This window comes from Streptomyces sp. RB17 (genome assembly GCF_009604455.1).
GTDB lineage: Bacteria > Actinomycetota > Actinomycetes > Streptomycetales > Streptomycetaceae > Streptomyces.
Map to the genome: position 1 here is coordinate 174,345 of NZ_WEGL01000001.1, position 23,672 is coordinate 198,016.

At 68.4% G+C, this 23,672-nt stretch carries 19 protein-coding genes and 1 pseudogene; 6 read left to right on the forward strand and 14 right to left on the reverse strand.

What is annotated here, in order from left to right:
* Window positions 1-53: 53 nt before the first annotated feature.
* From SRB17_RS00810 to SRB17_RS00850, 9 genes are all read right to left on the reverse strand, one after another.
* On the reverse strand, window positions 54-1,406 hold the full coding sequence (locus SRB17_RS00810; RefSeq protein ID WP_153533714.1) for a DNA cytosine methyltransferase: 1,353 nt from the start codon (window positions 1,404-1,406) through the stop codon (window positions 54-56).
* A gap of 9 nt (window positions 1,407-1,415) precedes the next feature.
* Window positions 1,416-3,260 (reverse strand): DNA cytosine methyltransferase, encoded by a 1,845-nt coding sequence (locus SRB17_RS47930; protein ID WP_323374798.1) that lies wholly within the window; start codon window positions 3,258-3,260, stop codon window positions 1,416-1,418.
* Complete coding sequence (locus tag SRB17_RS45870; protein WP_228395806.1) at window positions 3,260-4,114, reverse strand: hypothetical protein; 855 nt, start codon at window positions 4,112-4,114, stop codon at window positions 3,260-3,262. Before SRB17_RS45870 ends, SRB17_RS47930 begins: the two co-directional genes overlap by 1 nt.
* A 38-nt stretch (window positions 4,115-4,152) precedes the next feature.
* Window positions 4,153-6,126, reverse strand: a complete 1,974-nt coding sequence (locus SRB17_RS00825; protein ID WP_153533716.1) for a hypothetical protein — start codon at window positions 6,124-6,126, stop codon at window positions 4,153-4,155.
* Window positions 6,123-7,148: a PD-(D/E)XK motif protein gene (locus tag SRB17_RS00830; protein WP_323374799.1), complete on the reverse strand. Its 1,026-nt coding sequence runs from the start codon at window positions 7,146-7,148 to the stop codon at window positions 6,123-6,125. Before SRB17_RS00830 ends, SRB17_RS00825 begins: the two co-directional genes overlap by 4 nt.
* Window positions 7,145-9,700: a Z1 domain-containing protein gene (locus SRB17_RS00835; RefSeq protein WP_153533718.1), complete on the reverse strand. Its 2,556-nt coding sequence runs from the start codon at window positions 9,698-9,700 to the stop codon at window positions 7,145-7,147. Before SRB17_RS00835 ends, SRB17_RS00830 begins: the two co-directional genes overlap by 4 nt.
* Before the next feature lie 113 nt (window positions 9,701-9,813).
* A complete protein-coding gene (locus SRB17_RS00840; protein ID WP_153535495.1) occupies window positions 9,814-10,269 on the reverse strand; it encodes a very short patch repair endonuclease in 456 nt (151 codons plus the stop codon).
* A 422-nt stretch (window positions 10,270-10,691) separates the two neighbouring features.
* Window positions 10,692-11,708: a hypothetical protein gene (locus SRB17_RS00845; RefSeq protein ID WP_153533720.1), complete on the reverse strand. Its 1,017-nt coding sequence runs from the start codon at window positions 11,706-11,708 to the stop codon at window positions 10,692-10,694.
* A gap of 70 nt (window positions 11,709-11,778) precedes the next feature.
* Window positions 11,779-13,254 carry a beta-1,6-galactanase gene (locus SRB17_RS00850; RefSeq protein WP_153533722.1) on the reverse strand — a complete coding sequence of 492 codons (1,476 nt, stop codon included), beginning with the start codon at window positions 13,252-13,254 and terminating at the stop codon, window positions 11,779-11,781.
* 206 nt (window positions 13,255-13,460) lie between these two features.
* On the opposite strand from SRB17_RS00850, the gene SRB17_RS00855 reads away from it, so the two are divergent.
* Complete coding sequence (locus SRB17_RS00855; protein WP_153533724.1) at window positions 13,461-14,282, forward strand: class E sortase; 822 nt, start codon at window positions 13,461-13,463, stop codon at window positions 14,280-14,282.
* Here the strand turns inward: SRB17_RS00855 and SRB17_RS00860 are convergent.
* On the reverse strand, window positions 14,279-15,679 hold the full coding sequence (locus tag SRB17_RS00860) for an MFS transporter (protein ID WP_153533727.1): 1,401 nt from the start codon (window positions 15,677-15,679) through the stop codon (window positions 14,279-14,281). The two genes, SRB17_RS00855 and SRB17_RS00860, sit on opposite strands and share 4 nt — an antisense overlap.
* Window positions 15,680-15,854: 175 nt before the next feature.
* Here SRB17_RS00860 and SRB17_RS00865 point away from each other — a divergent pair, with 175 nt between their 5' ends.
* Window positions 15,855-16,382, forward strand: a complete 528-nt coding sequence (locus SRB17_RS00865) for a winged helix-turn-helix transcriptional regulator (RefSeq protein WP_153533729.1) — start codon at window positions 15,855-15,857, stop codon at window positions 16,380-16,382.
* 35 nt (window positions 16,383-16,417) lie between these two features.
* Here SRB17_RS00865 and SRB17_RS00870 read toward each other — a convergent pair whose 3' ends face one another.
* Complete coding sequence (locus SRB17_RS00870) at window positions 16,418-17,182, reverse strand: serine hydrolase domain-containing protein (protein ID WP_323374801.1); 765 nt, start codon at window positions 17,180-17,182, stop codon at window positions 16,418-16,420.
* A 153-nt stretch (window positions 17,183-17,335) separates the two neighbouring features.
* Here SRB17_RS00870 and SRB17_RS00875 point away from each other — a divergent pair, with 153 nt between their 5' ends.
* From SRB17_RS00875 to SRB17_RS00885, 3 genes and pseudogenes are all read left to right on the forward strand, one after another.
* Window positions 17,336-17,659, forward strand: coding sequence for a DUF6412 domain-containing protein (locus tag SRB17_RS00875; RefSeq protein ID WP_323374802.1), 324 nt, complete (start codon window positions 17,336-17,338; stop codon window positions 17,657-17,659).
* 128 nt (window positions 17,660-17,787) lie between these two features.
* Window positions 17,788-18,514 (forward strand): annotated as a pseudogene (locus SRB17_RS00880) (YidC/Oxa1 family membrane protein insertase).
* Between the two features lie 129 nt (window positions 18,515-18,643).
* A complete protein-coding gene (locus SRB17_RS00885) occupies window positions 18,644-19,501 on the forward strand; it encodes a fumarylacetoacetate hydrolase family protein (RefSeq protein WP_153533733.1) in 858 nt (285 codons plus the stop codon).
* 83 nt (window positions 19,502-19,584) lie between these two features.
* Here SRB17_RS00885 and SRB17_RS00890 read toward each other — a convergent pair whose 3' ends face one another.
* The 3 genes from SRB17_RS00890 to SRB17_RS00900 form a co-directional block, all read right to left on the reverse strand.
* The gene (locus SRB17_RS00890; protein ID WP_153533735.1) at window positions 19,585-20,457 is read right to left on the reverse strand and encodes an LLM class F420-dependent oxidoreductase; all 873 of its coding nucleotides are present in this window, start codon (window positions 20,455-20,457) and stop codon (window positions 19,585-19,587) included.
* A gap of 101 nt (window positions 20,458-20,558) precedes the next feature.
* Window positions 20,559-21,092 (reverse strand): heme-degrading domain-containing protein, encoded by a 534-nt coding sequence (locus SRB17_RS00895; protein WP_153533737.1) that lies wholly within the window; start codon window positions 21,090-21,092, stop codon window positions 20,559-20,561.
* Window positions 21,092-22,171, reverse strand: a complete 1,080-nt coding sequence (locus SRB17_RS00900) for a Gfo/Idh/MocA family oxidoreductase (RefSeq protein ID WP_153533739.1) — start codon at window positions 22,169-22,171, stop codon at window positions 21,092-21,094. The genes SRB17_RS00895 and SRB17_RS00900 overlap by 1 nt, the downstream gene beginning before the upstream one ends.
* Window positions 22,172-22,408: 237 nt before the next feature.
* Here SRB17_RS00900 and SRB17_RS00905 point away from each other — a divergent pair, with 237 nt between their 5' ends.
* Window positions 22,409-23,584: an ROK family transcriptional regulator gene (locus SRB17_RS00905; RefSeq protein WP_153533741.1), complete on the forward strand. Its 1,176-nt coding sequence runs from the start codon at window positions 22,409-22,411 to the stop codon at window positions 23,582-23,584.
* Window positions 23,585-23,672 lie beyond the last annotated feature (88 nt).

Genomic DNA, 23,672 nt, shown 5'->3' on the forward strand with positions numbered 1-23,672 from the left:
GACTTGAATTCCGAGCAGGATTCCGGGCTGCCGAACACACGGTGGCACGACTTTCAGCTGCGAAGATATGCGTATATTGACGCGGCGATCGCCTTGCCGAGAGGGATCGGGACTGCATTTCCGATCTGTGTGGCGATTTCGGTCTTCGAGCCGCACCAGCGGAAGCCGAGTGGGAACCCCTGGATGCGGGCGGCTTCGTAGTGAGTGATGGGACGAGGCAACTCGGGGTGCAGATAGCGCCCCTTTTCCGGCTTGAAGAACTCCGTACGAATGGTTACCGACGGCTCGCCGTAGCGGAGCCGGCCCATGACGTCGCCGGTCCCAGTGTTGTGGTTGTCCCAGCTTTTGGTCGAAAGGTATTCGACAGGTGTTCTCACGCCCGAGGGATTGGGTGTGTCGAAGACATGGATCTCGTTGAACTCATCCACTGTGTACCACTTGTCGCGCAGGTCCTTCCGGTTCCCGCCCGGCGGAATGGCGCGATAGCGGGCTCTGGAAAGTGCCTCCGGGTTCCGACCGAAGTGCAAATCAGGAGTAGTGAAGATCCCCGGTTGTACGGAATTTACCTCAGGAATGAACTCTTTTCCGTCCGGGAGTTCGGTTCCTCGCAGGTGGCGTGCCGCTGACTCGGTGAAAATATCGTCCACCGCCTGCCAGTACGACAATCCTGCATCCAGCCCGTCGAACTGCTGGGCAGCGGTGGTGTGCAGGTGTTTTGGCCGCCGGTGGTGCGTTCTAAGGGGGTACGTCAGAGTCCGACCGTTGCTGAGATCCCGGCGAACGCCGATGACAATGGCGCGCCGACGCGCCTGTGCTGCACCGTAATCGGCCGAGTTGAGCAGGTATCGCTTGATCTTCTCTTCGCTGGTGTCGGAGGGTGCGTGGCCGGGTGGATTCACCAGCCGATATTCGGAAAGTTTGCCACCCGCCTCAACCTCGTTGAGCAAATTGCGAAACTCGTCCGACTTCAGGAAGCGATCGACGTTCTCGATGACGAATACCTTGGGGCGGATCTCTGCAACGACCCTGACGTACTCCTCCCAGAGGCGATTGCGTTCACTGCCCTTTTTGTCGCGGTTCAACGCCGAAAAGCCTTGGCATGGTGGTCCTCCCACTACAACATCCGCGTGGAGAGCTTCCGGCGTCGGCTGCCACTCCTCGATGTCGCCCACGTGGACGCGAGCAGCGGGGATCCGCTCGTCGGGTCGGAGGCTTCCGAAGTTCACGGCGTACGTGGCAGCCGCGGCGGCATTGTGTTCGACGGCCGCGATGCTGTGGAAGACGGGTCCGTCCGCGTCTCCTCCTGCAGGGCGAAACTCGTGAAATCCCTGAGTAAACCCACCACAGCCGCTGAACAGGTCGACGACTGTGATGGGATCGTGAGCTACGGGACGGGGCGTGACCATGGGGCGATTTTAGCCTCGGAGTGCAGCCGCGATGGCGAGACCGACAGCGGTGGCCAGAGGTGGAGGCATCGCGTGCCCCACCTGGCGATACCGCGACGTCTTGCCGCCATGGAGCTTCCAGTCGGCAGGGAACGACTGAATCATCGCAGCTTGCTGGACTGTGAGCTTGGGCTCATCGTCGACCGGGAAGTCCGGTCCAGGCGGTTCGTCGCCGAGGCTGTTGCCGTTCACGCCCAGCGCAGCCCAGGCCTTTTTACTGCCGGTTGGGCCGAGGTCGGCGCCCCCTCGTCGGTCGGATCCTCCGACCAGCGCGGGGGCGATGCGATTCGCCCTCCGGATCCAGTGCCCTGCTCCCGGCCAGCCTCGGGCAGACATGGATGGGCCGAGGACCTGGCCCACGGTCGGCGCCGGCGCTCCATTCGGCTCCGGCCAGGTGAAGCGAGCGAAGTAAGGGTCGCGAAGGGCTATCAAGAAGCCGCTCTTGCGGTTCTGCGGGACACTGAAGTCTGCGGCGTTGAGCACCTTCCAGCTCGAACGTAGGCCGGCCTTGAGTAGTTCCGTCTCGATCCAAGCAAGATCGGCGTCGAATTCAGCATCCTCGACGAGATCGGGAACGTTCTCGAAGAGTACGGCCTTCGGCCTGATCTCACATACCAGGCAAATTGCTGCGCGCAGCACCCGGCGTTCCTCGGTGTCTGCTGTCCGGCCGACGGTCGCCAGCGACTTCACGCGCGGCAACCCGCCGCTCACAAGATCGACTTCCATGACATCAGGACGCAGACCAGGATGGAATTGAAGGACATCCATGCAGACGATGTCCCATTCAGGGCGATTCAGGCCAATGGTGAAGCAGGCGTCGGCCTTGGTTTCTATGAGCATCACCGGGTCGAAGCCGGCACGTTCGAGCCCAAGTGCTTGTGCACCTGCACCAGCGCAGATCTCCAGGAAGCTGAACCGCCCAGTGCCGCCTTGAGTCCCGGGGACGGACTCCAAGATCGGTTGTTCATCCTGAACCGGGACCACAGAAGGGGAAGCTTCCCGGGCATCGCTTGGGACGAGGTTCTTCACGCACGCCCCAGGGACGTCCGTGGCCGTCGGGGAGTCGGGACGTTGCGCTTCGACAGACTCTCGGGCGACTGCGCGCAGCTCGTCATCGAGTGCATGCTCTTCGATGCCGTCGAACAAGACGAATGGCGCGAGCCGAAGCAATCGCTTGAGGAAATCACGGAGTGTGTCGCGTTCGTTCAGGCCCCTGAGATCCAGGTCCTGCCAAACGCGGAGGATCGCGCGGACGAGGTAGGGGCTTCCGCCGAGCGCAGCACGGCGGGCGTAGATCTGGTCGAACGCGGCCTCACCGAGGATCTTGAGCGCAGCGTACGGTTCCGGATCGTCGGTGGAGCGCACGAGCTGAGCGCGCCACCAGAGCCGGCCGAATACGTGTCGTGTGAGGTCGGTACCGAGAACACGATCCTTGGGCGGCAGAGGATAGCGCCAGAATGCGACGTCCGGGAGGAGGACCAGCGCGAGAAAGGCCCATACGTCCCGGGAAGCGGCTTCAGCGGGCACCATTCCCATCTCGGCGTGGAGCAGCGCAGCCAACTGCAGATCGAAATCCGCATTATGGGTTCGGTCGGAGTCGTCCGGGAAGCCGGCCTGCTTCGCCAGGTCGAGAACACCCTCCCGCAGCTCGCGGAGTTGAGCAGGGGGGACGCGGTCACCGCCCGTTGCCACATAGACGGCTGAGTCGTGTGCGACCGCCACGCGGCGGGACAGTTCCCCGACAGTGAGCTCCCTGTACTCGTCGAAGAGTGGTCTCGCCTGCGCGGCGAGGAGCCGAGGGTATAGGAAGCTCATCACGACACCTCGAAGATTCTTACGGCAGCTTGCAGGTCTGAGGCGAACAAGGCCGGCGACTGCCGTTGGCGCAGGCGTACGTCAGTGATCGACTGCCCAGGGAAGAGTTGGTCGAACAGGCTGAGCAGCGTGGCACCCAGTGAGCCGTCCGGGAAGTCGGCATCCTCTCCAAAGTCCTCATCGGCGAGGGCGTGCTCGATCATGGTTCTGGCCGCGTCCGCGTAAACAGCGGAGAGCACGATTCGATCAATGGGGCGAGGCCTGGGGGCATTTTGGAACGCTGTGGCCGTGACCGCGTTTCGCTCATTGACCAGCAAGAGCAAAGCCCCCATGGTGGCGTGCTCCATGCCGTCACTGATCTGCAGATGCCATGCTGCGTCGTCCGGGAACGACGTCCGGGCGAAGTCGATGATGGCCATGGGGAATTGGGGCGCGTCGCCCTGAAGACGCAGTTCCGATCGGTCGCTCCAGAGCACGGATCCCGCTCGCCGTGGCGACGAGGGGCGGGCGTCGCTCCTCCGGTCGGCCAGCACGAGAGCGGTGTCCAGGAGCAGCAGACCACCGAGATCAGAACCACGTAGAAGCACGTCGAATTCAGTGCTGACGGTGCCTGCTCCCGTCAACCGCATGTGCTGAGCCGGGCCGCTCAGATTTGAACCGGTGGCCGTCCACACGACGGAGATCAGAAGAGCGGCATCTTGGGGCAGGCCGGACTGCCTGCGCGCCTGGTCCACATCGATGCGGACGTGCCTCCGCACGCGCAGATCCATGTGATAGTCCCAGTCCGGCAATGCCTCAGGCAGGGCTACCTCACCGTCCTCGACGACGAGTCGCCACGGCTCGGCATTGACCACGTCCTCCGACGGAACGCGGTAGGGAAGGACACGTCGAGTCACGGGCTTTTCACCGCCTCGACCTTGATACCGATCTCAGTCACGGTGTCCGGCGCCGGCCGAACGACTGCGCGCCAGATGGAATCGCCGCCATCAAGCACGTGAGGATCCGAGGTGTACAGGCGGCCCGTGTCGTCCTCCCAACCGACCAACTCGGGCATGCTCGCACCGATGGGCGGGTCGATCTCGCGCCCGCCGGCCCCGGGGAGAGTGACGGCAAGATCGATGCGTACGCGCTGGGGCACCGGCACGGGAAGCCGGAACTCCTGAATCAGCACCGAGCTGTCCCCGCGGTCGTCGTAATAGGGTTCGCCGACGTACTGCACCCGCGGCCGGGGGGTTGCGGGACCCCCGTTGGCGGGTTCCAGGCCCCCGGGAAGCGACGCGTTCGTGCCGTGGGACCCGAGACCGTCGAGCATTTCGGAATCGAGGCCTGCGCGTGCCCGTACCTGACGACCGGATGCCGCACGTTTCGGCTCGTCGGATTCCGAGCCGGTGCCGCGCGCCATGGTGCTGCCGGGCTTGGAGTAGGCCGTGGCGCCACCAATTCCCCAGGCGCCACCCACCAGGCCGGAGAACATTGAACTGGCGGCGCCGAGTGCCACGTTGCTCGCTCCAGGACGGGTCACGCCATTGAGGGACAGGAGGTGGCCCAGAGCCTCGTTGATGCGCCGGAAAGTCGTCTGCACAAAGGTGCTTTCCGGCCTGTCGAGGGAGTGCGGGTTCCATGCGTCGTGGGTGGGTGGCTCAGCCTTGGCGTAGATGTCATCCATCGACTCGTCGGCACGGAAGACACCGGCGTACCCCTGGTTCGCGCTGGGCGGTTTGGGTCCGGAGTGGTAGGTGACCACGAGTTCGGCGGGGCGCATCAGGCAGACATGATGGATCAGGTCTTCGATGTCCAACATGCGTGATGCCCGTGTTGCTTCGAGCGGCGGCATGATGCGTTTCACGAGACCAAGCCGTCCCAGATGTCGTTTCGGCTTGAGGCATTCGAGATCGGTGCCGTTCGGGCCCACCATCGCTTCGTATGCTGCGACGAACAGGTTCAGCGGGCGCGTGCTCCTGGGATCGGGCACCGGATGAGGAACACCGTCACGTGTGACAGAGAAACGCATGGCGGGCTGGGTGTCAGCGGTGCTGACCATCTTGGGCCAGAGGTGCCAGGCGATGGTGTCACTCAAGTAGTCGGCTGCTGCTTCCGGACTTTCGAGTTCGTCGAGGTTGGGATCGATGACGACGACGGTCGTACCGGTCTCACGGGCTCCGAAGGCCTTGAGGCCAAGGCGATGCGCTGTGGTTTCGGCCGCCTCACCGACAAGCGGTTCGACGACGCTGCCCGAAGTATCACCCCACCAGTGCCTTCCCGTGTAGCGACGTTGGCCCTGGTCCAAGGGCGTTACGTAGCTCTTCCACAAGGTGCAGCCGATGAGGCGGGTCTCGTACTCTCCCCGCGGCGTGCGGCAGCGGGAATGGACGAGCACCGTTCCTGCCTTGGAGAGCAGGTAGAAGATGCCCTTGCCGAACCCGTAGGTGCCTCCGCCCAGAGCCGTGTCGCGGGGCTCCCCGATGTTGCGGATGAAGGAGACGAAGTCGCGTTCAAGCCCCACGGCATCGTCTGCGCGGGTCGGTCCTCCGAGCCCGCGGGTACCCCGATCGGATACCGCCAGCACCCGGATGGAGCCGCGCTTGAGCGTTTCTCGGAGTGGAAACTTGTCGCTTCCAGGAGCGTCTGCAAGCAGTAGTTCCCTCCACGCACCCGCGTGGGCGGGACCGACGGTCCACATGTCGATGCGATAGTCGACCGGAACGTCGGACTGAGGAAGGCGGGCGTCCCAGCTGTTCTGGGCGGACTCGCGCACGAGGATGGTGAGCAGGTCGAGTTCCGGGCGTCCCAACTGGTTGCGGATGCCTTCGGCAGCGCTCGCACCTTCCGGAGGATAGGGCTGGGAGTACCACTGAGGAACCGTCACACGGACTCCCGGATCAGTTGATCGATTATTTGAACGGCATCGTCGGCGCTCATGGGGGCCGGCGTGTCCTGAGACAGGTCGATCGTGTATTCGACGTCCAAGACCGACACCGGAACGCCTGCACCACGAAGTGTTTGCGTGGTCAGCCGTGGGAAGTCGCACCCCACCACGTACCACCTCTCCTCCGTGACCACGAAGCGAGTGCTGCGGTACTTCTCGGCGTCGACGGGCCGATAGCCGGCCGCGGCCAGCATTTCGAGGAGGGCACTCTCGTCGTCGCATGCGTGAAGCGCCTGAGACAGCAACTCCAAGAAGCCGACTCCGGAATCCTGTGCGCCAGCCGCCTCCAAACGGAACCAAGCCAGGTAGAGGGTCCCACCGGCGGGTGCGTCGAGTTGGTCGAGTCCATGTATGCGGGGCTTGCGAGGTCCAGTCCCACCACTTGTCTTGACTTCTACGGCCGCTTTCCCCGCCAGGAAGTCGTGCGGGTGCCCTTCAGGCCCTCGCCAGATCCTGTGAGCGCTCGAGTCACGTGCAAGGAGTCGGCTCAGTACCAGCAGTTCGCCGAACAAGCCGGCGATCTGGTCAGGCCCGAGTGGAGCACTTTGTGCCTGGAAGAGAGCCTTCCATCGGTCGAGTACTCCATAAAGAGCCTTGACCGGGTTCTCGGGAAGCGCGGCGACTGCGCTCAGCACATCGACACACAGGTCCGTGAACAGGTCGTTGAGATCTCTACGCAGGCAGGCGAGGTCGGCATAGGCCTGATAGGTCTCATCGTCTTCCAACGGACGCTTGCACAGTCGGAGTACAGGACCGTCTGGATTGGTCCTGATCTTTCGGTGCGTGTGTACAGGAACCAGCACGTGGCGATAGCCCTCATGGTCGATGCCGGCGGCCAGGGGCCCCTGGCCCGTCATCACGGGCAGTTGCGACACACGCAGGCGGCGCTCACCTGTGGTCTGCTCGGCCTCAAGCGCAACCCAATGTTCTTCGAGCAGCTTTCGGAAGGCCTCGTCGTTCACGCGTCTTCGCCTTCGACGAGCAGGCTGTAGTCCTCGTCCTCGATGCGCAGTGTCGAAAGATTGGCAGAGATGTACTTCTCGACGGTGCTGTCCCCATGCTGGGGTCCGGGGAATACCAGGCCCACACCTATGACGTGCTCTTCTGCGTTGAGCGGGGCGCGACGCTCCTTGGTCGGACTGGGCGCGGAAACCTTGTCGATCGGATAGAGAACCAACAGGCCAGTGTCCGGGAGAAGCTCACCGCGCTTGTCCATGATGCCTTTCTCGGTCAGTTTCGCCGTGTCGCCGTCCAGATCCACAGCGGCATCACGACGGCTCATGAGGGTCTTGATGTCGGCGAAGTACGGATCGGGATTGCTCACGGCAAGACGTGCTCGGCTGTTGAGACCGACACTGATGCCCGGAGCAAGGTCGAACGGCTCACCTGCGGGATTCCCGACGATGGCCACATTCCATCGACGGAGCGAGTTGGCTTCTTTGACTCGTTTCTGGATATAGCCCGTGATCAAGTCGGCGTCGTTCTCGGGTGATTTATCATGGAACTTGTAGGCGGCCAGGAAATCAGTCACCACGTTGTGGGGCACGTCACGGAAGACGTACCGTCCCTCCGATGACCGGGTCTCAATACGAACCGCATTCGAGCGTGATGCAGCGACCAGATTGCGCGCTGCGGTGATGTTACCTCGGAGCCAGTCCGCGTCCGTGCGGAAGTAGTGGGTCTGGACTCGCTTGCCACCGTACGAAGAAGCTGCGGTGACGGCGTCGCGCATCTTGGCCGCCGCAGTGACGCGTAGAGCAGGGTGTGTGCGCAGGCGTACAGCGAAGGTGAGTGGTGTCTCGGCCTCGGTCATGTATATGTCGATGTCACGGCGCATTTCCGTCTCCACGGTGGCGAGGTGACGGAACCATTCGGCCAGCTCGTCGGTCATCCAGATCCGAGGTAGATCCGCGTAGCCGTTCCTGAAGCCGAACCAACGCCCCATCTGCAGCAGCGTGTCATACGCAGAGACGGCGCGGACGAAGTAGCTGACCGACAATCCTTCGAGAGTCAGTCCGCGCGAAAGTGTGTTGCCGCCGACTGCGATTGCCACGACTGGGCCGTTCTCGTAGTCCAGGCGATCCTCGCTGCTGGAGTTGTCCATGATGACGCGGCAGCCTCTAAGTACACCGGGCAGCTCGGGTGCCAAGGAGTCGAAGTCGACCTTCTTCTCGTCGAACTCTTCCGCAGGGACACGCGCGGTCTCCTCCTCCCAGAGGTCACGCAGCCGTGAGAGGAAGGTTGCGTCGGTGAGTGACTCGGCGGCGCACTTCAACAAGTGTTCCAACGGGCGCTTGAAGCTGTTGTGCACAGCCGTGTTGACGCTGGTGTGAACCAACATCGTGCTGTGTGGGTTGCCCTTGCGGCGTACACGACGAGCTGCCGTGGTCAGCCAGAAGTACTCGACGGCCCTGCGGAGCGTGTCGGTGATGACAGGTTCGAAGCCTTCGACGTCGGCCCTAGTCTCTGGGCGGACACACGGGACATCGTCGTCGGGGACCGAACGGATCATGTCGTATCCGTCGTCCACCTGCTCGGGATCTTCGCCGTCGAGCGCGTAGCGGCCGAACAGGACCTCCGTTCCGAAGTGCCCCTCCGGCTTTGGGAGGTTCACAACGAAGTCGCGTGGATACAGGTCCTGCGCGCTCGGATCAATGAGCAAGTTGGCGAAAGGGGATGCCGTGTAGCCCACGTAGGCGGACCGCGGCAGGCTGCTCATGATGTTGAGAATGAGCGGGTTGATGGACTTTGTCGCAACCGTGGCTTGGTCGGCCTCATCATCAATGATCAGCGCCGGGCAGTCCTTCAGGTAGTCCGAAGCCTTGTCCAGCCACCGCGCCAGCTTGCGAAGCACCGTCGCGTTCTTCTTCACCACGCACAGTACGTGTGTCTTGTTGTTCTTACCGAAGTAAGCAGCCGGATTTTCCGTGGGGACGAAGTCCTTGTCCAGACCGGTAAGTTGGGACCACAGAGACGGGTTCGGCTCTACGAGCTGCTGGACCAGTCGTGCTTGGGTCTGGCGCCGGAGGCCGTTGTGGATGCCTGCCAGGACGATGAAGAGCTTGTAGCCGCGGTCGGCCGCCTTGGCCATGACTGAGGTGAAGTTGGTTGTCTTGCCGGACTGTACGTAGCCCACGACCAGGCCCCGCGTGGAGAACGACTTCTCCTTCGGGTGGTTCAGGAGGGAAACGACGCGTGTCGAGGAGTCGTCGAGATTGCGGATGGCGGGCTCGACGGGCCAGCCGTCCTTGCGCAGCAGCTCAACGATCGCCGGCCAACACTTGTCCTTGTCCTGCGGCCCCGTGTACCACGTGTCGCGGTTCCCGAGGACGACGGCATGGGGCTCTTCGAGTTCTTTGATGCGTATCGTCTGCTGTTCGTGGCGCTCGCGGATCTCCTGGACGATCTCCGCCTTGACTCCCAGCATCTCCAGCCGCTTGACCGCTTCGGAGGGTGGGAAGGCGTCCAGGAGCGCCTTGAACGTGTCATACATGCCGTCGAACTCGTCGGTCATAGGTTCGACCGCCCCCGCTCCCACTCGTCACGTGTCTGGATTGGCTGGCCCTCGTGCCCAGGAAGCCCCGGCGTTCGGGATGTGCCCAGCGTCACCTTTACAAGGTCTACACATTATTCAGGTGGATGGTTGTCCCTACCAAGGACCGTGTCCTGATTGATGCTTGGCGCGGGCTTGGTCTGGGCTTCGAGGCGTGACCGCCCCGGTGCCACGGACTCCGCGATTCTGCGTGCCACGCCCTCGGGGGATTCGTGCTCCCAGAAGCGCAATACCGTCCACCCTGCGGCTTGCAAGTGCTCCGTCGTCTCCAGGTCACGCGCCATGTTCTTGTCCAGCTTGGCGCGCCACCACGCAGCGTTGACCTTCGGATGCGTAGCGTGTTCGGGGCAGCCGTGCCAGAAGCAGCCGTCCAGGAAGATCGCAACCTTGGCTTTGGTGAAGACGATGTCGATCGTCCGCCGAGGCATGCCCGGTACCGGCCGGTTCACTCGGTACCGCAGTCCTGCCGCGTGGAGGAGCCGACGGACCGCGACTTCGGGCGCCGTGTCGCGCGATCCTTGTCGGCTCATGCGAGCGGAAACGGCGGCGGATGAAGGCGCTGCATGTGACACGGCAGCAATTCTGCCGGCGTAACCAGAGCGGTGCGGTCCTACCTGGGAAAGGGGCCGCTTGGGATCGGAGCTATAGGGGCCGGGCTGGGCCGCCCGCTTCTCGGCATTGTCGTGCTTCCGCGGCCCACCTCAAGGGCGCGTCCGCTGCGCTCCCGCGTCGGCTGGCGCCGATGGCCCTCCGGGCCACCCCTGACCCGGGCCGCTTCAGCACTGGGGGAGAAGCGAGCGGGCGGCCCGGGGAGAGCGGGGCCAAGGGCCGGCTGCCGTTCGGTGGGCTGGGTGGGCGCCGGAGTCAGGGGCGCGTGGGCTGGGTGGCGGGACGCCCGGCCGGGCCGGCGGCTTGCGGTGGTGGGGGAGGGGCGCCCCGTCGGGCCATGGTTTTATGCGCCGTGACACCCCTCATACCTCTGAGTCGACCCACACCAACACCCCGCCCCCCTCACCGGCGGCCAAGCCACCGCTCGTCCCCGGGCGGCCAGCGTCGTCGCGTACTGCGGGAGCAGCGCGGCATCCGCCGGGGACGAGCCCTCCGAGGCCGCGAAGGCCTCGTACGACGGGACCGTGCCCGTGACGATGCCGAGGTTTCCCGTGCCCGAAGCGGACAGCTCGCGCAGGGACGACTCTATGGTCGACAGGTGGGTGTCGTGGGACGGGTACTCCGACGACAGGGTCGGGTATGCCGAGAGGAGTTCCGTCAGTTCCGGGGCCGGCCAGTGGAGGACGGCCACCGGGAAGGGGCGGGAGAGGGCCTCTCGGTAGGCGCCCAGTTCGGCGCGGAGGCGGGAGATCTCCGCGGCCAGTTCTGCGGGGTTGTCGGAGCCGAGGGACCACACGCGTTTGGGGTCGTGGAGTTCGTCCAGGGACACGGGGGACGTGTGGAGCGTGTCCGCCAGGGTGTCCCAGGTGTCGTGCGGCAGGCCCAGCATGCGGCGGACTCGGTGGCGGCCGTGGAGGAGGGGGTGGGTGGCCGGAGCCGGGTCCGTGTCCTCGACGTCCGGCAGGAGCAGGCGGGCGCCCTCCGTGAAGGTTTCCGCCGCCGCCTCCAGTTCGTCGTGCGACTCCAGGGACTCGGCGATGATCACCCAGGGGGCCGGGTCGCGGGGGGCGGCCACCCGGACACCCTCGATGATCGCCCTTGCCTCCGCCTCGTGGCCGTACTCCCAGAGGTTCGACGCCTTCAGGGCTCGTACGAGGGCGGGGTTGTCCAGGGCGTCCGTCGTGGACAGCAGGCGGTCGTAGAGCGCGGTGGCGGCGGGGCGGTCGCCGGACAGTTCGAGGTGGGCCGCCGCCCTCAGGAGCAGGGCCTCGGCGTCCTCCGGGTACAGTCCGACGGTTCGCTCCAGGCGAGCCGCTTCGGCGGTGTGGTCGACGTTCTCGGCAGGCGTGTCGGGGCGCATGGAGGACACGGTACTGCCGAGTGGTGACAGGGCGGAGTAAGGCCGGATCATTGACTTCCCTCCGGTTTCCTCACACCGTCACTCCGTCCACCTGCAGCGTCTGGACCGACTTCGCCGCGAAGGGGACCGACAGGGACTTACCGGAGAGATACGTGTCCGAGTGCGGTGTGTAGAGGTCCGCTCCGCCCGTCGTCACCGTGTTCCAGCGGGGGACCAGGCCGCCCGGGCCGCCGGTCACCGAGGAGAAGCGGGACAGGTCGAAGGTCAGGGTCGTCGCCGAGGACGAGGTGTTCGCCGCCACTATCACCAGGCGTTTGGCCTGCCGGTCCAGGGCCGCCGCCGCGTAGCTCGCTCCCGTGTCCAGGAGCGTCATCCCGGGGCGGATGTGGCGGGTGAATTGTGCCAGTACGTAGTACTTAGTCTGTACGACGCCCGGCTGCAAGGTGCTCGCGTCGTACGCGATCGTCGCCCAGCCCGCGCTCGGGTCCATCACCTGCCAGTAGACCCATGCCGTGGGGTGCAGCCAGCGGAAGTCGTAGAGGAGGTTGCCGGCCAGGGTCAGGCCGGTGGCGTCGCCGTCTCCCGTCTCCGAGTTCCACAGGGCCTTGCCCGCCGTTGTGACGACGTCGGTGTAGAGCAGGTCGCGGCGGCCGCCCGAGCCCTGGTAGCCGTGGACGTTCACCCGGTCCACATAGCCCTTGGTCGTCGACGAGAAGGAGTTCCAGGTGGTGCGGGCCAGGTCGTAGCTCGTCTCGTCCGACGCCGAGATCTTCGTCGTCGTCAGACCCCGTTTATTCAACTCGCTGCGGAGGTAGGGAAGTACGGCCGACTGGACCGTCGCGTCCATGTGGCAGCCCTCCTGGGTGCCCGTCGCCGTCCACCAGGAGGAGGACGGTTCGTTGAAGGCCTCCACCGTCGTGAAGGTCACGCCCCAGTTCTGCTTCGCGTACAGGGCCACCGACGCCAGGTGGGAGGCGTGCTGGCGGTAGTTCCAGGACTGGAGGTTGTTGCCGCCGTCCGAGGCGCCCGAGGGGTTGTGGTTCAGGCACATCCACCACATGGGGGAGTTGGCGAAGAGTTCTGACATCGCGCCGCGTTGGGCCGCCTTCTGCAGCATCGCGCGCTGCGTCGCGTCCGCGGTCCACTTCCAGGACGACGAGGTCGGGTCCTCGTTCGTCCAGTCCTGCCAGTAGCCCTCGATCTGCTTGAACGACGGGATGTCGGGGGACGCGACCATCGACTCGCCGCCCACGCTGTTCCAGCTGCACGCGCCGAGGTTGTAGCGGGCGATGTTCAGGCCCAGGCCGGGGAGCGCCGTGCCGTTGTACGTCGTCGTCTTCGTCGTGAAGAAGATGTCCGCGAAGTCGTCCCGCGCGCCGAAGACGTTCGCCCACCAGGCCAGGGACGTGCCCCAGCCCTCCCAAGTGCCGTACGTGGTCGATGGGTTGACCGAAATCGTCGCGTCCGCCCTCGCCGTGCCCGTGGCCAGGGCGCTGCCCAGGATGCCCCCGCCCGCTGCGGCCAACAGGGTTCTGCGTCGGATCATCGCTCTCTCCGCCCTCTGTGTCGCGGCTCCGGCAGCAGGAAGCATCGGGGGTGACGGGCGGGGTTGTCGAGGGTTCTGACAGCGGTTTCTAAAACCCGTTGAGGAAGCGGGCCGAGATGGTGGATCCGCTTGTGACTATGGCCAGTTGTGCCCGTTGCCCCTACCCTGCGGGCGGCTCCCGTGGAGGCCCATGGAGGTGGGGGCGGATGCCGGCATGGTGGTCGGGCGTGCGGGTCGTACGGCACAGCGATCGGCGTCGGCGTGCCCGGCGGCGGCGTGTGCTGTGGGGCGGGGCCGAGGTGCTCGTGACCGTCGGCGTGCTGCTCATGCTGCTGGTGGTGCACCAGCTGTGGTGGACCAACCGGGAGGCGCGGCGCGGCGCGGAGCGGCAGGTGGAGGCGCTGGAGCGGGAGTGGGGTCATGAGGGGGACGGCGCCGGCGGTGGGGACCCTTCGCCTGCTGTCTCCGGTTCGCCCACCGCCTCCGGTTCGCCCACGGACCCCGCACCGACCACCCCGTACGCCTCCCCGTCCCGTGCGCCGCAGCGGTCGTACACGCCCGTCGGCCTCCCCCGGCGCTCCCAGGCGTACGCCGTGCTCACCATCCCCCGGCTGGGGCTGCGCGTTCCCGTCGCCGAGGGTGTGAGCAAGGCCGACGTCCTGAACAAGGGGTACGTCGGCCATTACCGGGGGACCGGGCAGCCCGGGCAGGCGGGCAACTTCGCGCTCGCCGGGCACCGGAACACGCACGGCGAGCCCTTCCGCTACCTGCCCCGGCTGCGGCGCGGGGACGACATCGAGGTGGAGACGCGGACGGCGACGTACACGTACGACGTCGACCAGATCCTGCCGCAGACCTCCGCGACCGACTCGGGGGTCATCCGGCCCGTCCCGCGCTCCCTCGTGCGGCCCGCGTACGGGTACTCCGAGCCGGGTTACTACATCACCCTCACCACCTGCACCCCCGAGTTCACCTCGCGCTACCGGATGGTGGTGTGGGGGAAGCTGGTGTCGATGCGGCCCCGCTAGGCCCGCTCCCGCAGCACCAGCACGCTCACCGCCCCCACCGCCGCCAGCCCCGCCGACACCAGCAGGGCGATGTTCGCGCCGTGCGCCAGGCTTCCAGTGGACGTGGCGAGGGCGATGGTCAGGGCCACGCCGGCGCAGGAGCCGATGTAGCGGAGGGTCTGCTGGGCGCCGGAGCCCATCGCGGCGCGTTCGCGCGGGACCGACTCGACGGCCAGCAGGGGCAGCGCGCCGTTGAGCAGGCCGCTGCCGACACCGCTGATGATCAGGCCGGGCAGCAGCCGGGTCCAGGAGCCGGAGGCCACGGCACCGAGCATGGTCAGGACGGCGATCGTGTGCAGGGCGAAGCCGACGGCCAGCTGGGCGCGCGGGGCGATACGGCCGGCCAGGTGCTTGACCTGGAGGGCCACCGTGAAGCTCAGGCCGGACCAGAGCAGGAGCAGCCAGGCCGTCTGGATCGGGGACAGCCGGAGCGTCTGCTGGAGGAGGGCCGGCAGGAAGCTGAACATGCCGATCACCGCGAGGCCGGTGAACAGGCCGCCCGCGGCCGAGGCCAGGAAGCGGGTGTGGTGCAGCAGGGCGAGGTCGATCATGGGGGCGCGGGTCCGGTGTTCCACCGCGGCGAAGAGCGCGATCAGGAGTACGGCGGCGGCCAGCAGCAGTCCCACGGGTGCGCGGAGCCAGCCGTCGCGGCCCAGGGTCAGGGCCGCCACCAGGGAGACCAGGGCCAGGCCGAAGGTCAGGGCACCGAGGATGTCCGGGCGGCCGCCGCGCGCGGCGCGGGACTCGGCCAGCGTGCGGGTGCCCAGCGCGGCCACGACGACGGCGGCGGCGCCCAGGACGCCGTACGCCACCCGCCAGCTCGGCAGTGCGCCCGCGATCAGCGGGCCCACCGCGATGCCGCCGCTGACGAAGGCGCCCCACACGCCGGTCGCGTGCAGCCGGCCGCGTGGTGAGGGGAAGGCGGCCACCAGCAGGCCGAGGCTGCTCGCCAGGATCGCCGCGCTCGCGGCGCCCTGGGCGATACGGGCGAGGGTGAACTGCCAGGTCGAGGTGGTGAAGGCGCCGAGCGCGGTGGTGATGCCGAGGGCCAGGGTGCCGCCGAGGAAGATGCGGCGGCGGCCGTAGTCGTCGGCGAGGCTGCCGGCCACCAGCAGGAGGGCGGCGAGGCCCAGCGGGGTGCCGTTCAGCAGCCAGGCCTGGGCGGAGAGCGGGGTGTGCAGCGCGGTCGCCGTCTCCGGGAGCGTGACCATCGGGGCCGTGTACGTCATCAGCGCCACGGCGGTGGCCGCGCTGGTCAGGGCGAGGGTGGCCCGGGGGCGTGCGGGGACGTCCCGGGCGGTCGCGCCGCGTACGGAGGCCGTGGCGGCGGGGGTGGTGGTGGAGTCGAGCCCGGTCATGGCGTGGTCCTGTTCTTACGGGGCCTGCGGTGACGTGTCGATCACTCGGCGAACCGGTGGATCACTCGGCGAACCGACCTCTGGTTCAGTCATTGAACTGACGTGACTCCACCACCGTAACACCATCGGTTCGGTCATCGAACCAAGTCGTCGGAAAGTGGCTACAGTGGACGGCATGGCACTGGGCAAGGACTACGCGACACAGGAGTGCTCGATCGCCCGCGCGCTCGAGATCGTCGGCGAGCGCTGGACGCTGCTCGTCGTCCGGGACGCGCTCTACGGCGTGCGGCGCTACAACGACTTCCTGGTCCACCTCGGCATCCCGCGCGCCGTCCTGGCCGCCCGGCTGCAGGCCCTGACCGCCGAGGGCATTCTCGAAAAGCGCCGCTACCAGCAGTCGCCGCCGCGCGACGAGTACGTCCTCACCGAGCGCGGCATCGACCTGTGGCCCACCCTGCGCGCCCTCGGTCGGTGGGGCCGCGAGCACTTCACCGAGACACAGCTGCGGTACTTCCGGCACGCGGACTGCGGCACGGAACTCGGGCCGTACGGCGAGTGCCGCGCCTGCGGGGTCGTCGTACCGGTCGCGGACGTGGTCATGGAGCCCGGCCCGGGCCTCGACCCCGACCCGGCGGACCCGGTCAGCCGGGCGCTGCTGAAGCCGAAGCGGCTGCTGGAGCCGCTGGAGACGGAACCCGCCTGAGCGGCAGCGCGGGCGGGCCCGGGTGCCCTCGCCGGTCAGGCGGTGCCTTCGCCCCTGAGGACGTCGACGCCGGCCCGGTCGGTCGCCTCCGGTCGGCCGCCCAGCCGGTGCACGACCACCCAGCGGCCGTCCGCCATGGCGCCCGCGAAGACGGAGGCGTGGCGGGTCGCGCCGTTGTGCCAGAACAGCGCGCCGGCCGTCTGCCAGGAGGGAGCGGGATCTCCCAGCCGGCGTTCGATCACCAGCCGGACGAGCAGCTCGGCGACCGCACACGGGGTCGCCCACAGGCCGCCCGCCGGAAGGATCGCCCCGTCCATCGTCCAGGGCCTGCGGCCCCTGCCGAGGAACCCGGGTGCCAGTAGACGCCGCTCGGCGTCGGGCCGTGCGCTCACCTCGTGGACGTCCAGCGGCCGCAGAACGTGCTCGGCGAGCAGTTCCTCGTACGACGCACCGGCCGAGGCGACCAGTGCCGCGCCGAGGACGGCGTACCCGAGGTTGGAGTACTCCTCCCGCTTCCCCGGCGGCCGGACCACGACCCCGTCCAGCCGCCCGAGCAGCCGGTGCAGGGCTTCGCCGTCGAACGCGGCGTACGGATCGCGGCCCCCGGTGCCGGGCGGGAGGCGCGGCAGCCCGGACGTGTGCTCGGCCAGGTGCCGCAGCGTGATGCCGGTGCGCGGGGCGGTGGGGAGCAGGCGCTCGACCGGGTCGTCGACGTCCAGCAGGCCCGCGGCGGCCATGCGCATGAGCGCCGTACCGGTGAGCACCTTGGTGAAGGAGCCGATCTCGACGAACCGGTCCACCGCGTGACCGTCCCCGACGCGTGCGGGAGACGCGTCACTCAGGACGCAGGTGGGAGTACGGGGCATGGCGGGGCCCTTCAGGTGTCTGGTCAGGTCTACCTGTATAAAGGGCAAGCAGACATGGATGGTTGAGGCCGTGGGGAGGGAAGTGAAGTGGTCCGCACTCTCGCGCGGTCGCGTGCGTTCGCCCCGCTGCTGCTTCTCCTGCTGCTTCTCCTGCTGCCGGTCGTGCTGCTCGACACCGGCAATCTCTCCGCGACCGTGGCACTCGCCGCGACCACGGCGGCCGGGGTCGCGCTCACCGTCTGCACGCTGATCGCCGCCCGCACCGCGCCCGTCGTCCCGCCCACCCGGGTGCGCACGGCGATCCGCGACCGGGCCCGCCGTACGGCATTCCTGCCGCAACGTGATCCGGACGCGCCCGGCCGACGCCGGCCCAGGGCACCCGGGCACGCCCTTCCGGCGACCGCCGCGTAGGGCACGTTCTCTCCCTTCGTACGGGTGACCGTTTGTTCGGTGACCTTGTGTACGCGTGGCCCCACGCGGGTCGTCATGCCGTCGTTTCACTCCTTTCCGGCACGACGAGACCCCCGGAGGGCTCACCCATGTCCGTCTTCTCCCTCTTCGCGCGCCTGGTCGAGCAGCTCGCCCGACCTGCTGCAGCCGCTCTTCCACGCCTCCGCGGCCGCCGCCGCGATCGTCCTGTTCACCGCGCTCGTACGACTCCTCGTCCACCCGCTGTCCCGCGCCGCCGCCCGCGGTCAACGCGCCCGCGCCGAACTGCAGCCCCGCATCGCCGAGCTGCGCTCGAAGTACGCCAAGGACCCGAAACGGCTGCAGCGGGCGGTGCTCGAACTGCACGCCGAGGAAAAGGTGTCACCGCTGTCCGGCTGTCTGCCCAGCCTGCTCCAGCTGCCCGCCTTCTTCGTCCTCTACCACCTCTTCTCCAGCGCCACGATCGGCGGTGCGAGCAACCGGCTGCTCGGCCACCAGCTGTTCGCGGCGCCGCTCGGCGGGCGGTGGGCCGACGCGCTCGCCGGCGGTGGGGCGTTCGGTCCGGCGGGGCTGGTCTACCTCGGACTCTTCGTGATCGTCGCGGCCGTCGCCGCCTTCAACTACCGGCGCACCACGAGGACGATGGCCGCGGGCCCGGTCACGGTGGGCGCCGGGGACGGCGAGCCGGTGCCGGGGCTCGGCGCGGTCAACAAGGTCATGCCGTACATGTCCTTCTTCACGCTCGTCACGGTGGCGGTCGTACCGCTGGCCGCCGCGCTGTACGTCGTCACCAGCACGGCCTGGACCGCGGTGGAACGGGCGGCGCTGTACCGGTAGCAGGGCGCGGTTACGGTCCAGTACGTGAACAGGGTCTTGCGGAGTGGATGGTGCGATCGGAGGATCGACCAGTCCTCCGATGGCTGCACCCATCGGTCCGGGCGTCCGCGATCGAGGGAGATTGTGACCATGAAGCTGCTGCGAGTCGGTACGGCCGGGGCCGAGCGGCCCGCGCTGCTCGACGCCGAGGGGACCCTCCGCGACCTGTCGGGCCTGGTGGACGACATCGACGGCGCGCTCCTCGCCGACGAGGCCGCCCTCGACCGGGTACGGGCGGCGGCCGCGTCCGGTGAGCTGCCCGCGCTGGACGCGACGGGACTGCGGATCGGGCCGCCGCTCGCCCGCATCGGCAAGATCGTCTGCATCGGGCTCAACTACCACGACCACGCCCGCGAGACCGGCGCCGAACCGCCCGCCGAGCCGGTCGTCTTCTTCAAGGCGCCGGACACGGTCGTCGGGCCGAACGACACGGTGCTCGTGCCTCGCGGGTCGCGCAAGACCGACTGGGAGGTGGAGCTGGCCGTCGTCATCGGGCGTACGGCCCGCTATGTGGAGTCGGCCGAGGAGGCGCTCGCGCATGTCGCGGGGTACGCGGTGGCCCATGACGTGTCCGAGCGGGAGTTCCAGATCGAGCGCGGCGGCACCTGGGACAAGGGCAAGAACTGCGAGACGTTCAATCCGCTGGGGCCGTGGCTGGTGACGGCCGACGAGGTCGCCGACCCGCAGGCTCTGCCGCTGAAGCTGTGGGTCAACGGGGAGCTGAAGCAGGACGGCACGACGGCCGAGCAGATCTTTCCGGTCGGTGAAGTCGTGCGGTACGTCAGCCAGTTCATGACGCTGTATCCCGGGGACGTCATCAATACGGGGACGCCGGCGGGTGTGGCGATGGGGCGGCCCGAGCCGAAGCCGTACTTGAGGGCCGGGGATGTGGTCGAGCTGGAGATTCCCGGGCTCGGTCGGCAGCGGCAGGAGTTGAAAGACGCGTAATGGGGTGGGGCCGCGCGAGTACGGCGGGTGCGGGCCCGTCGTGGTTTCTCGCGCAGTTCCCCGCGCCCCTCGGGCCGGACCACTCACCCCAGTAGAGAGGCCAGCCTGCGCCATTCCTCCCTCGGCAGGGTGTCCCCCTGGGCGTCGGTGACGATCTGGAGGGCCACGTGGTCCGCGCCTGCCTCGTGGAAGGTGTTGATGCGGTCCCGGACGCGGCTGTCGTCGCCCCAGGCGAAGACCGCGTCGACCAGGCGGTCGCTGCCGCCGTCGGCCAGGTCGTCCTCGGTGAAGCCGTGCCGGAGGAAGTTGTTGGTGTAGTTCGGCAGGGCGAGGTACATCGCGAGGGTGTCGCGGGCGAGGGAGCGGGCGCGGGACGGGTCGGTCTCCAGGACCACCTTCAGCTCCGGGGCGAGCAGCGGTCCGGCGCCGAGGATCCCGCGGGCGCGGGCGGTGTGCTCGGGTGTGACCAGGTACGGCACCGCGCCCGCCGCCCGGTCGCGGGCCAACTCCAGGGTCTTCGGGCCGAGGGCGGCCAGTACCCGGCGGTCGGCGGGGACCCCGGCCGAGTCCAGGGCGTCGAGATAGGTGACCAGGGCCGAGTACGGGCGGCGGTACTGGTCGGCGAGTTTGGCGTGGCTCACGCCGAGGCCGAGCACGAAACGGCCCGGGTGGGCCGCGTCCACCTCGGCGAAGGACGCCGCGCTGGTCTCGGCGTCGTACTGCCAGATGCTCTGGATGCTGGTGCCGACGGTGAGGCGGTCGGTCGCCTCCAGAAGCGGTACGGCGTGCGGGGCGGCGCTGCTGCCGCCCAGCCATACGGCGCCGAAGCCGAGCTCCTCCAACTCGACTGCTGCCTCGGCCAGTTCGCCCCGCCGGGAGGGGTCCTCCGCGCGCAGGCCGATGCTCCAGATGCCGTACCGGCCGATCCGCTCCTTCAAGGGGCTCACGGTGCTCATGGGGTTGTCCCTCCGGGTGGGGCCGCGATCATCACGTCTGCAGCCATTCCCAACCGGAGGGATCCGTCACGTAATCCCCGAAGACGTAATCCGCGCGGGCGTCACACCTTCAGGAACCGCTCCAGCGCCTCCACCACGAACCTGTGGTCCTGGAGCTGAGGCAGGCCGGAGACCGTCACCGCGCCGATGACGCCCACGTTCTCGACGTTGACCGGGAACGAGCCGCCGTGGGCCGCGTAGGTGTCGGGGTCGAGGCGGGAGGAGTCCTCGAACGTCGTGCCCTTGGCGCGGAAGCGGGCGCCGACCAGGTAGGAGGAGGCGCCGTAGCGCTCGACGACCCGGCGCTTGCGGGCGATCCAGGCGTCGTTGTCCGGGGTGGAGCCCGGCAGGGCCGCGTGGAAGAGCTGCTGGCCGGCGCGGTGGATGTCGATGGCGACCGGGGCCTGGCGCTCCCTGGCCAGTTCGACCAGCAGCGAGCCGAGGGCCCAGGCGTCGTCGTATGTGAACTGCCGGAAGACCAGGCGGCGTTCCTGTGCCTCCAGCTCCTCGACGGAGGGGGTGAGTTCGGGGGTGGTCCTGGGGGTGAGCTGCGGATGATGGTGCTGCTGGCTGTGCTGGTGCTGCTGGTGGGGCATCAGAGGGTCACCGTCACCTTGTCCGTGGCCGATGTGCGGGCCGCTTCCAGTACGTCGAGGGCGGCGGCCGCCTCCAGGGCGGTCACCGGGTTGGGGCCGGCGCCGGTCAGGGCGCGGGCGACGGCCGCGTAGTAGGCGGGGTAGTCGCCGGGCAGGGTCGGTACGGGAGTGCCGCCGCCGGTCAGCGGGGACTCTCCGGCGCCGATACGGCCGTACAGGGACTCCGGCTCCGCGCCCCACCGGGGGCCCGGGCGCAGGCCTTCGCGCAGGGCCGCCTCCTGCGGGTCGAGGCCGTACTTCACATAGCCCGCGCGGGAGCCGAGCACGCGGAAGCGGGGGCCGAGCTGGGCGGCCGTCGCGGAGACGTAGAGGTGGGAGCGGACGCCGTTCGCGTGCGTGAGCGCGATGAAGGTGTCGTCGTCGGTCTCGGCGCCGGGGCGGCGGATGGCCGTCTCGGCGTACACCTCGGTGACCGGGCCGAAGAGGACCAGGGCCTGGTCGACGACATGGCTGCCGAGGTCGTAGAGCAGACCTCCGATCTCTGCCGGGTCGCCGGACTCGCGCCAGCCGCCCTTGGGCTGGGGGCGCCAGCGCTCGAAGCGGGACTCGAAGCGCCATACGTCGCCCAGGTCACCCTGCGAGATCAGCTTGCGGAGGGTCAGGAAGTCGTTGTCCCAGCGGCGGTTCTGGAAGACGGACAGGAGCAGGCCGCGTTCCTCGGCGAGGGCGGCGAGGTCGCGGGCCTCGGCCGCGGTGCCGGCCACCGGCTTGTCGACGACGACCGGCAGGCCCGCCTTCAGGGCGGCGGACGCGAGCGGGACGTGCGTCCTGTTCGGGGAGGCGATGACGACCAGGTCCAGCTCGTCCGCGCGGTCGAACAGCTCCTCGGCGGCCGCGGCGGTGGTCACGTCCGGGAACTCGGCGCGGGCCTGCTGCTGCCGCTCCGGGTTGGAGGTGACCACGGTGTCGAGAGCGAGGCCCTCGGTGGCGGCGATCAGCGGGGCGTGGAAGACGGAGCCGGCGAGGCCGTAGCCGATCAGGCCGACGCGGAGGGGGGTAGTGGTCGTGCGTCCTGTCATGGATCCCATGCACCTCACTTTCGCAACGCTGTTGCCAAAGTGCAAGTGCTGGGGACAATGGGTGGCGTGAACAGGACGAGCACGGGGAGCGGGGCGCAGGCGGGGTCCGGGCCGGAATCGGGTTCGGGGCCGGGGCCTGAGTCGGGTTCGGGGCCGGGGATGGGGACGGAGCCCGGGGCCGAGCAGGGGTCCGCGGCGAGGGCAGCGGCTGGGGCGCGGACGGGGTCCGGGGCGCGGATGGCTGGGGGTGCGTCGGCGGGGGCGAATCTCGGCGCGGTGCGGTCGCACAACACCGCGCTGGTGCTCGGGCTGCTGCGGGACGCCGGGACGGACGGGATCAGCCGGCTCGAACTGGCCGAGCGGACCGGGCTGACCCCGCAGGCCGTCAGCAAGATCACCGCGCGGCTGCGGGAGCAGGGGCTCGCGGCGGAGGCCGGGCGGCGGGCGTCGACCGGGGGCAAGCCGCGGACCGTGCTGCGGCTGGTGCCGGAGGCGGGGCACGCGGTGGGGGTGCATCTGGACCGGGACGAGCTACGGGTGGTGCTGGTCGATCTGGACGGGGCCGTGGTGGGGGAGCGGCGGGCCGAACTGGATCTGGGGGCCGGGTCGGAGGCCGTGCTGACGGTGGTCGGGCATGCGGTGCAGGGGGTGGTACGGGACGGCTTGGGCGGCGTTCCGGGCGCGATTCCGGGCGTGTTTACGGGCGCGCAGGGGCCTGGTGAGGAGGCGCCGGCCGGGGCCGGGTCGCTGGTCGGGGTGGGGGTGGCGCTTCCGGGGCCGCTCGATCACGCGAGCGGGGTGCTGCATCGGGTGACGGGGTTTCCCGAGTGGGAGGGCTTTCCGCTGCGCGACGCGCTCGGGGAGCGGTTGGGGGTGCCGGTGGTGGTGGACAAGGATACCAACGCGGCGGCGCTCGGGCTGTCGGTGGCGGGTCAGGGCGGAACGGGATCCTTCGCGTATCTGCATCTCGGCACGGGGCTCGGGGCCGGTCTGGTGATCGGTGGGCGCGTGCATCGGGGGGCGCGGACCGGGGCGGGGGAGTTCGGGCACCAGGTGATCCAGCTGGACGGGCCGCCGTGCGAATGCGGGAACCGCGGGTGCGTGGAGGCGCTGTGCCTGGCGGCGGTCGGGCGGGGGGAGGCCGGGGAGGCGGCGCGTGTGCTGGGGGTGGCGACGGCGAATCTGGTCGGGCTGCTGGACATCGATGCGGTGCTGCTCGGGGGGCGGACGATCGCGGGGGCGCCGGAGTGTTTTGTGCGGGGAGTCGGGGAGGTGCTCGATGCCCGGGCCCGACGGGAGGGGGTGCGTGGGGGAGCGGTGCCGGTGCGGGTCGCTCCGCGGGGGGAACGGGTGGTGGCCGAGGGGGCGGCGCAGTTGCTGTTGGCGCCGGTGTTCGGGCGGGGGGACGTGTGACGGGCGCTCAGCGCACCGAAGGGGCGCGGAGAACTGCGCGAGCGGCCAGGGCGGACCCGCAGTCGCGTACGGCCTCATGTGACCCGGC

What these genes read in the sequence shown, in the direction of transcription:
- SRB17_RS00845 (WP_153533720.1), bottom strand. Translation starts at nt 11,708, where the DNA reads ATGCGCCCCGACACGCCTGCCGAGAACGTCGACCACACCGCCGAAGCG.
- SRB17_RS00855 (WP_153533724.1), top strand. Translation starts at nt 13,461, where the DNA reads ATGCCGGCATGGTGGTCGGGCGTGCGGGTCGTACGGCACAGCGATCGG.
- SRB17_RS47930 (WP_323374798.1), bottom strand. Translation starts at nt 3,260, where the DNA reads ATGAGCTTCCTATACCCTCGGCTCCTCGCCGCGCAGGCGAGACCACTC.
- SRB17_RS00895 (WP_153533737.1), bottom strand. Translation starts at nt 21,092, where the DNA reads ATGCCCCACCAGCAGCACCAGCACAGCCAGCAGCACCATCATCCGCAG.
- SRB17_RS00865 (WP_153533729.1), top strand. Translation starts at nt 15,855, where the DNA reads ATGGCACTGGGCAAGGACTACGCGACACAGGAGTGCTCGATCGCCCGC.
- SRB17_RS00810 (WP_153533714.1), bottom strand. Translation starts at nt 1,406, where the DNA reads ATGGTCACGCCCCGTCCCGTAGCTCACGATCCCATCACAGTCGTCGAC.
- SRB17_RS00835 (WP_153533718.1), bottom strand. Translation starts at nt 9,700, where the DNA reads ATGACCGACGAGTTCGACGGCATGTATGACACGTTCAAGGCGCTCCTG.
- SRB17_RS00885 (WP_153533733.1), top strand. Translation starts at nt 18,644, where the DNA reads ATGAAGCTGCTGCGAGTCGGTACGGCCGGGGCCGAGCGGCCCGCGCTG.
- SRB17_RS00860 (WP_153533727.1), bottom strand. Translation starts at nt 15,679, where the DNA reads ATGACCGGGCTCGACTCCACCACCACCCCCGCCGCCACGGCCTCCGTA.
- SRB17_RS00905 (WP_153533741.1), top strand. Translation starts at nt 22,409, where the DNA reads ATGGCTGGGGGTGCGTCGGCGGGGGCGAATCTCGGCGCGGTGCGGTCG.
- SRB17_RS00840 (WP_153535495.1), bottom strand. Translation starts at nt 10,269, where the DNA reads ATGAGCCGACAAGGATCGCGCGACACGGCGCCCGAAGTCGCGGTCCGT.
- SRB17_RS00890 (WP_153533735.1), bottom strand. Translation starts at nt 20,457, where the DNA reads ATGAGCACCGTGAGCCCCTTGAAGGAGCGGATCGGCCGGTACGGCATC.
- SRB17_RS00850 (WP_153533722.1), bottom strand. Translation starts at nt 13,254, where the DNA reads ATGATCCGACGCAGAACCCTGTTGGCCGCAGCGGGCGGGGGCATCCTG.
- SRB17_RS00900 (WP_153533739.1), bottom strand. Translation starts at nt 22,171, where the DNA reads ATGACAGGACGCACGACCACTACCCCCCTCCGCGTCGGCCTGATCGGC.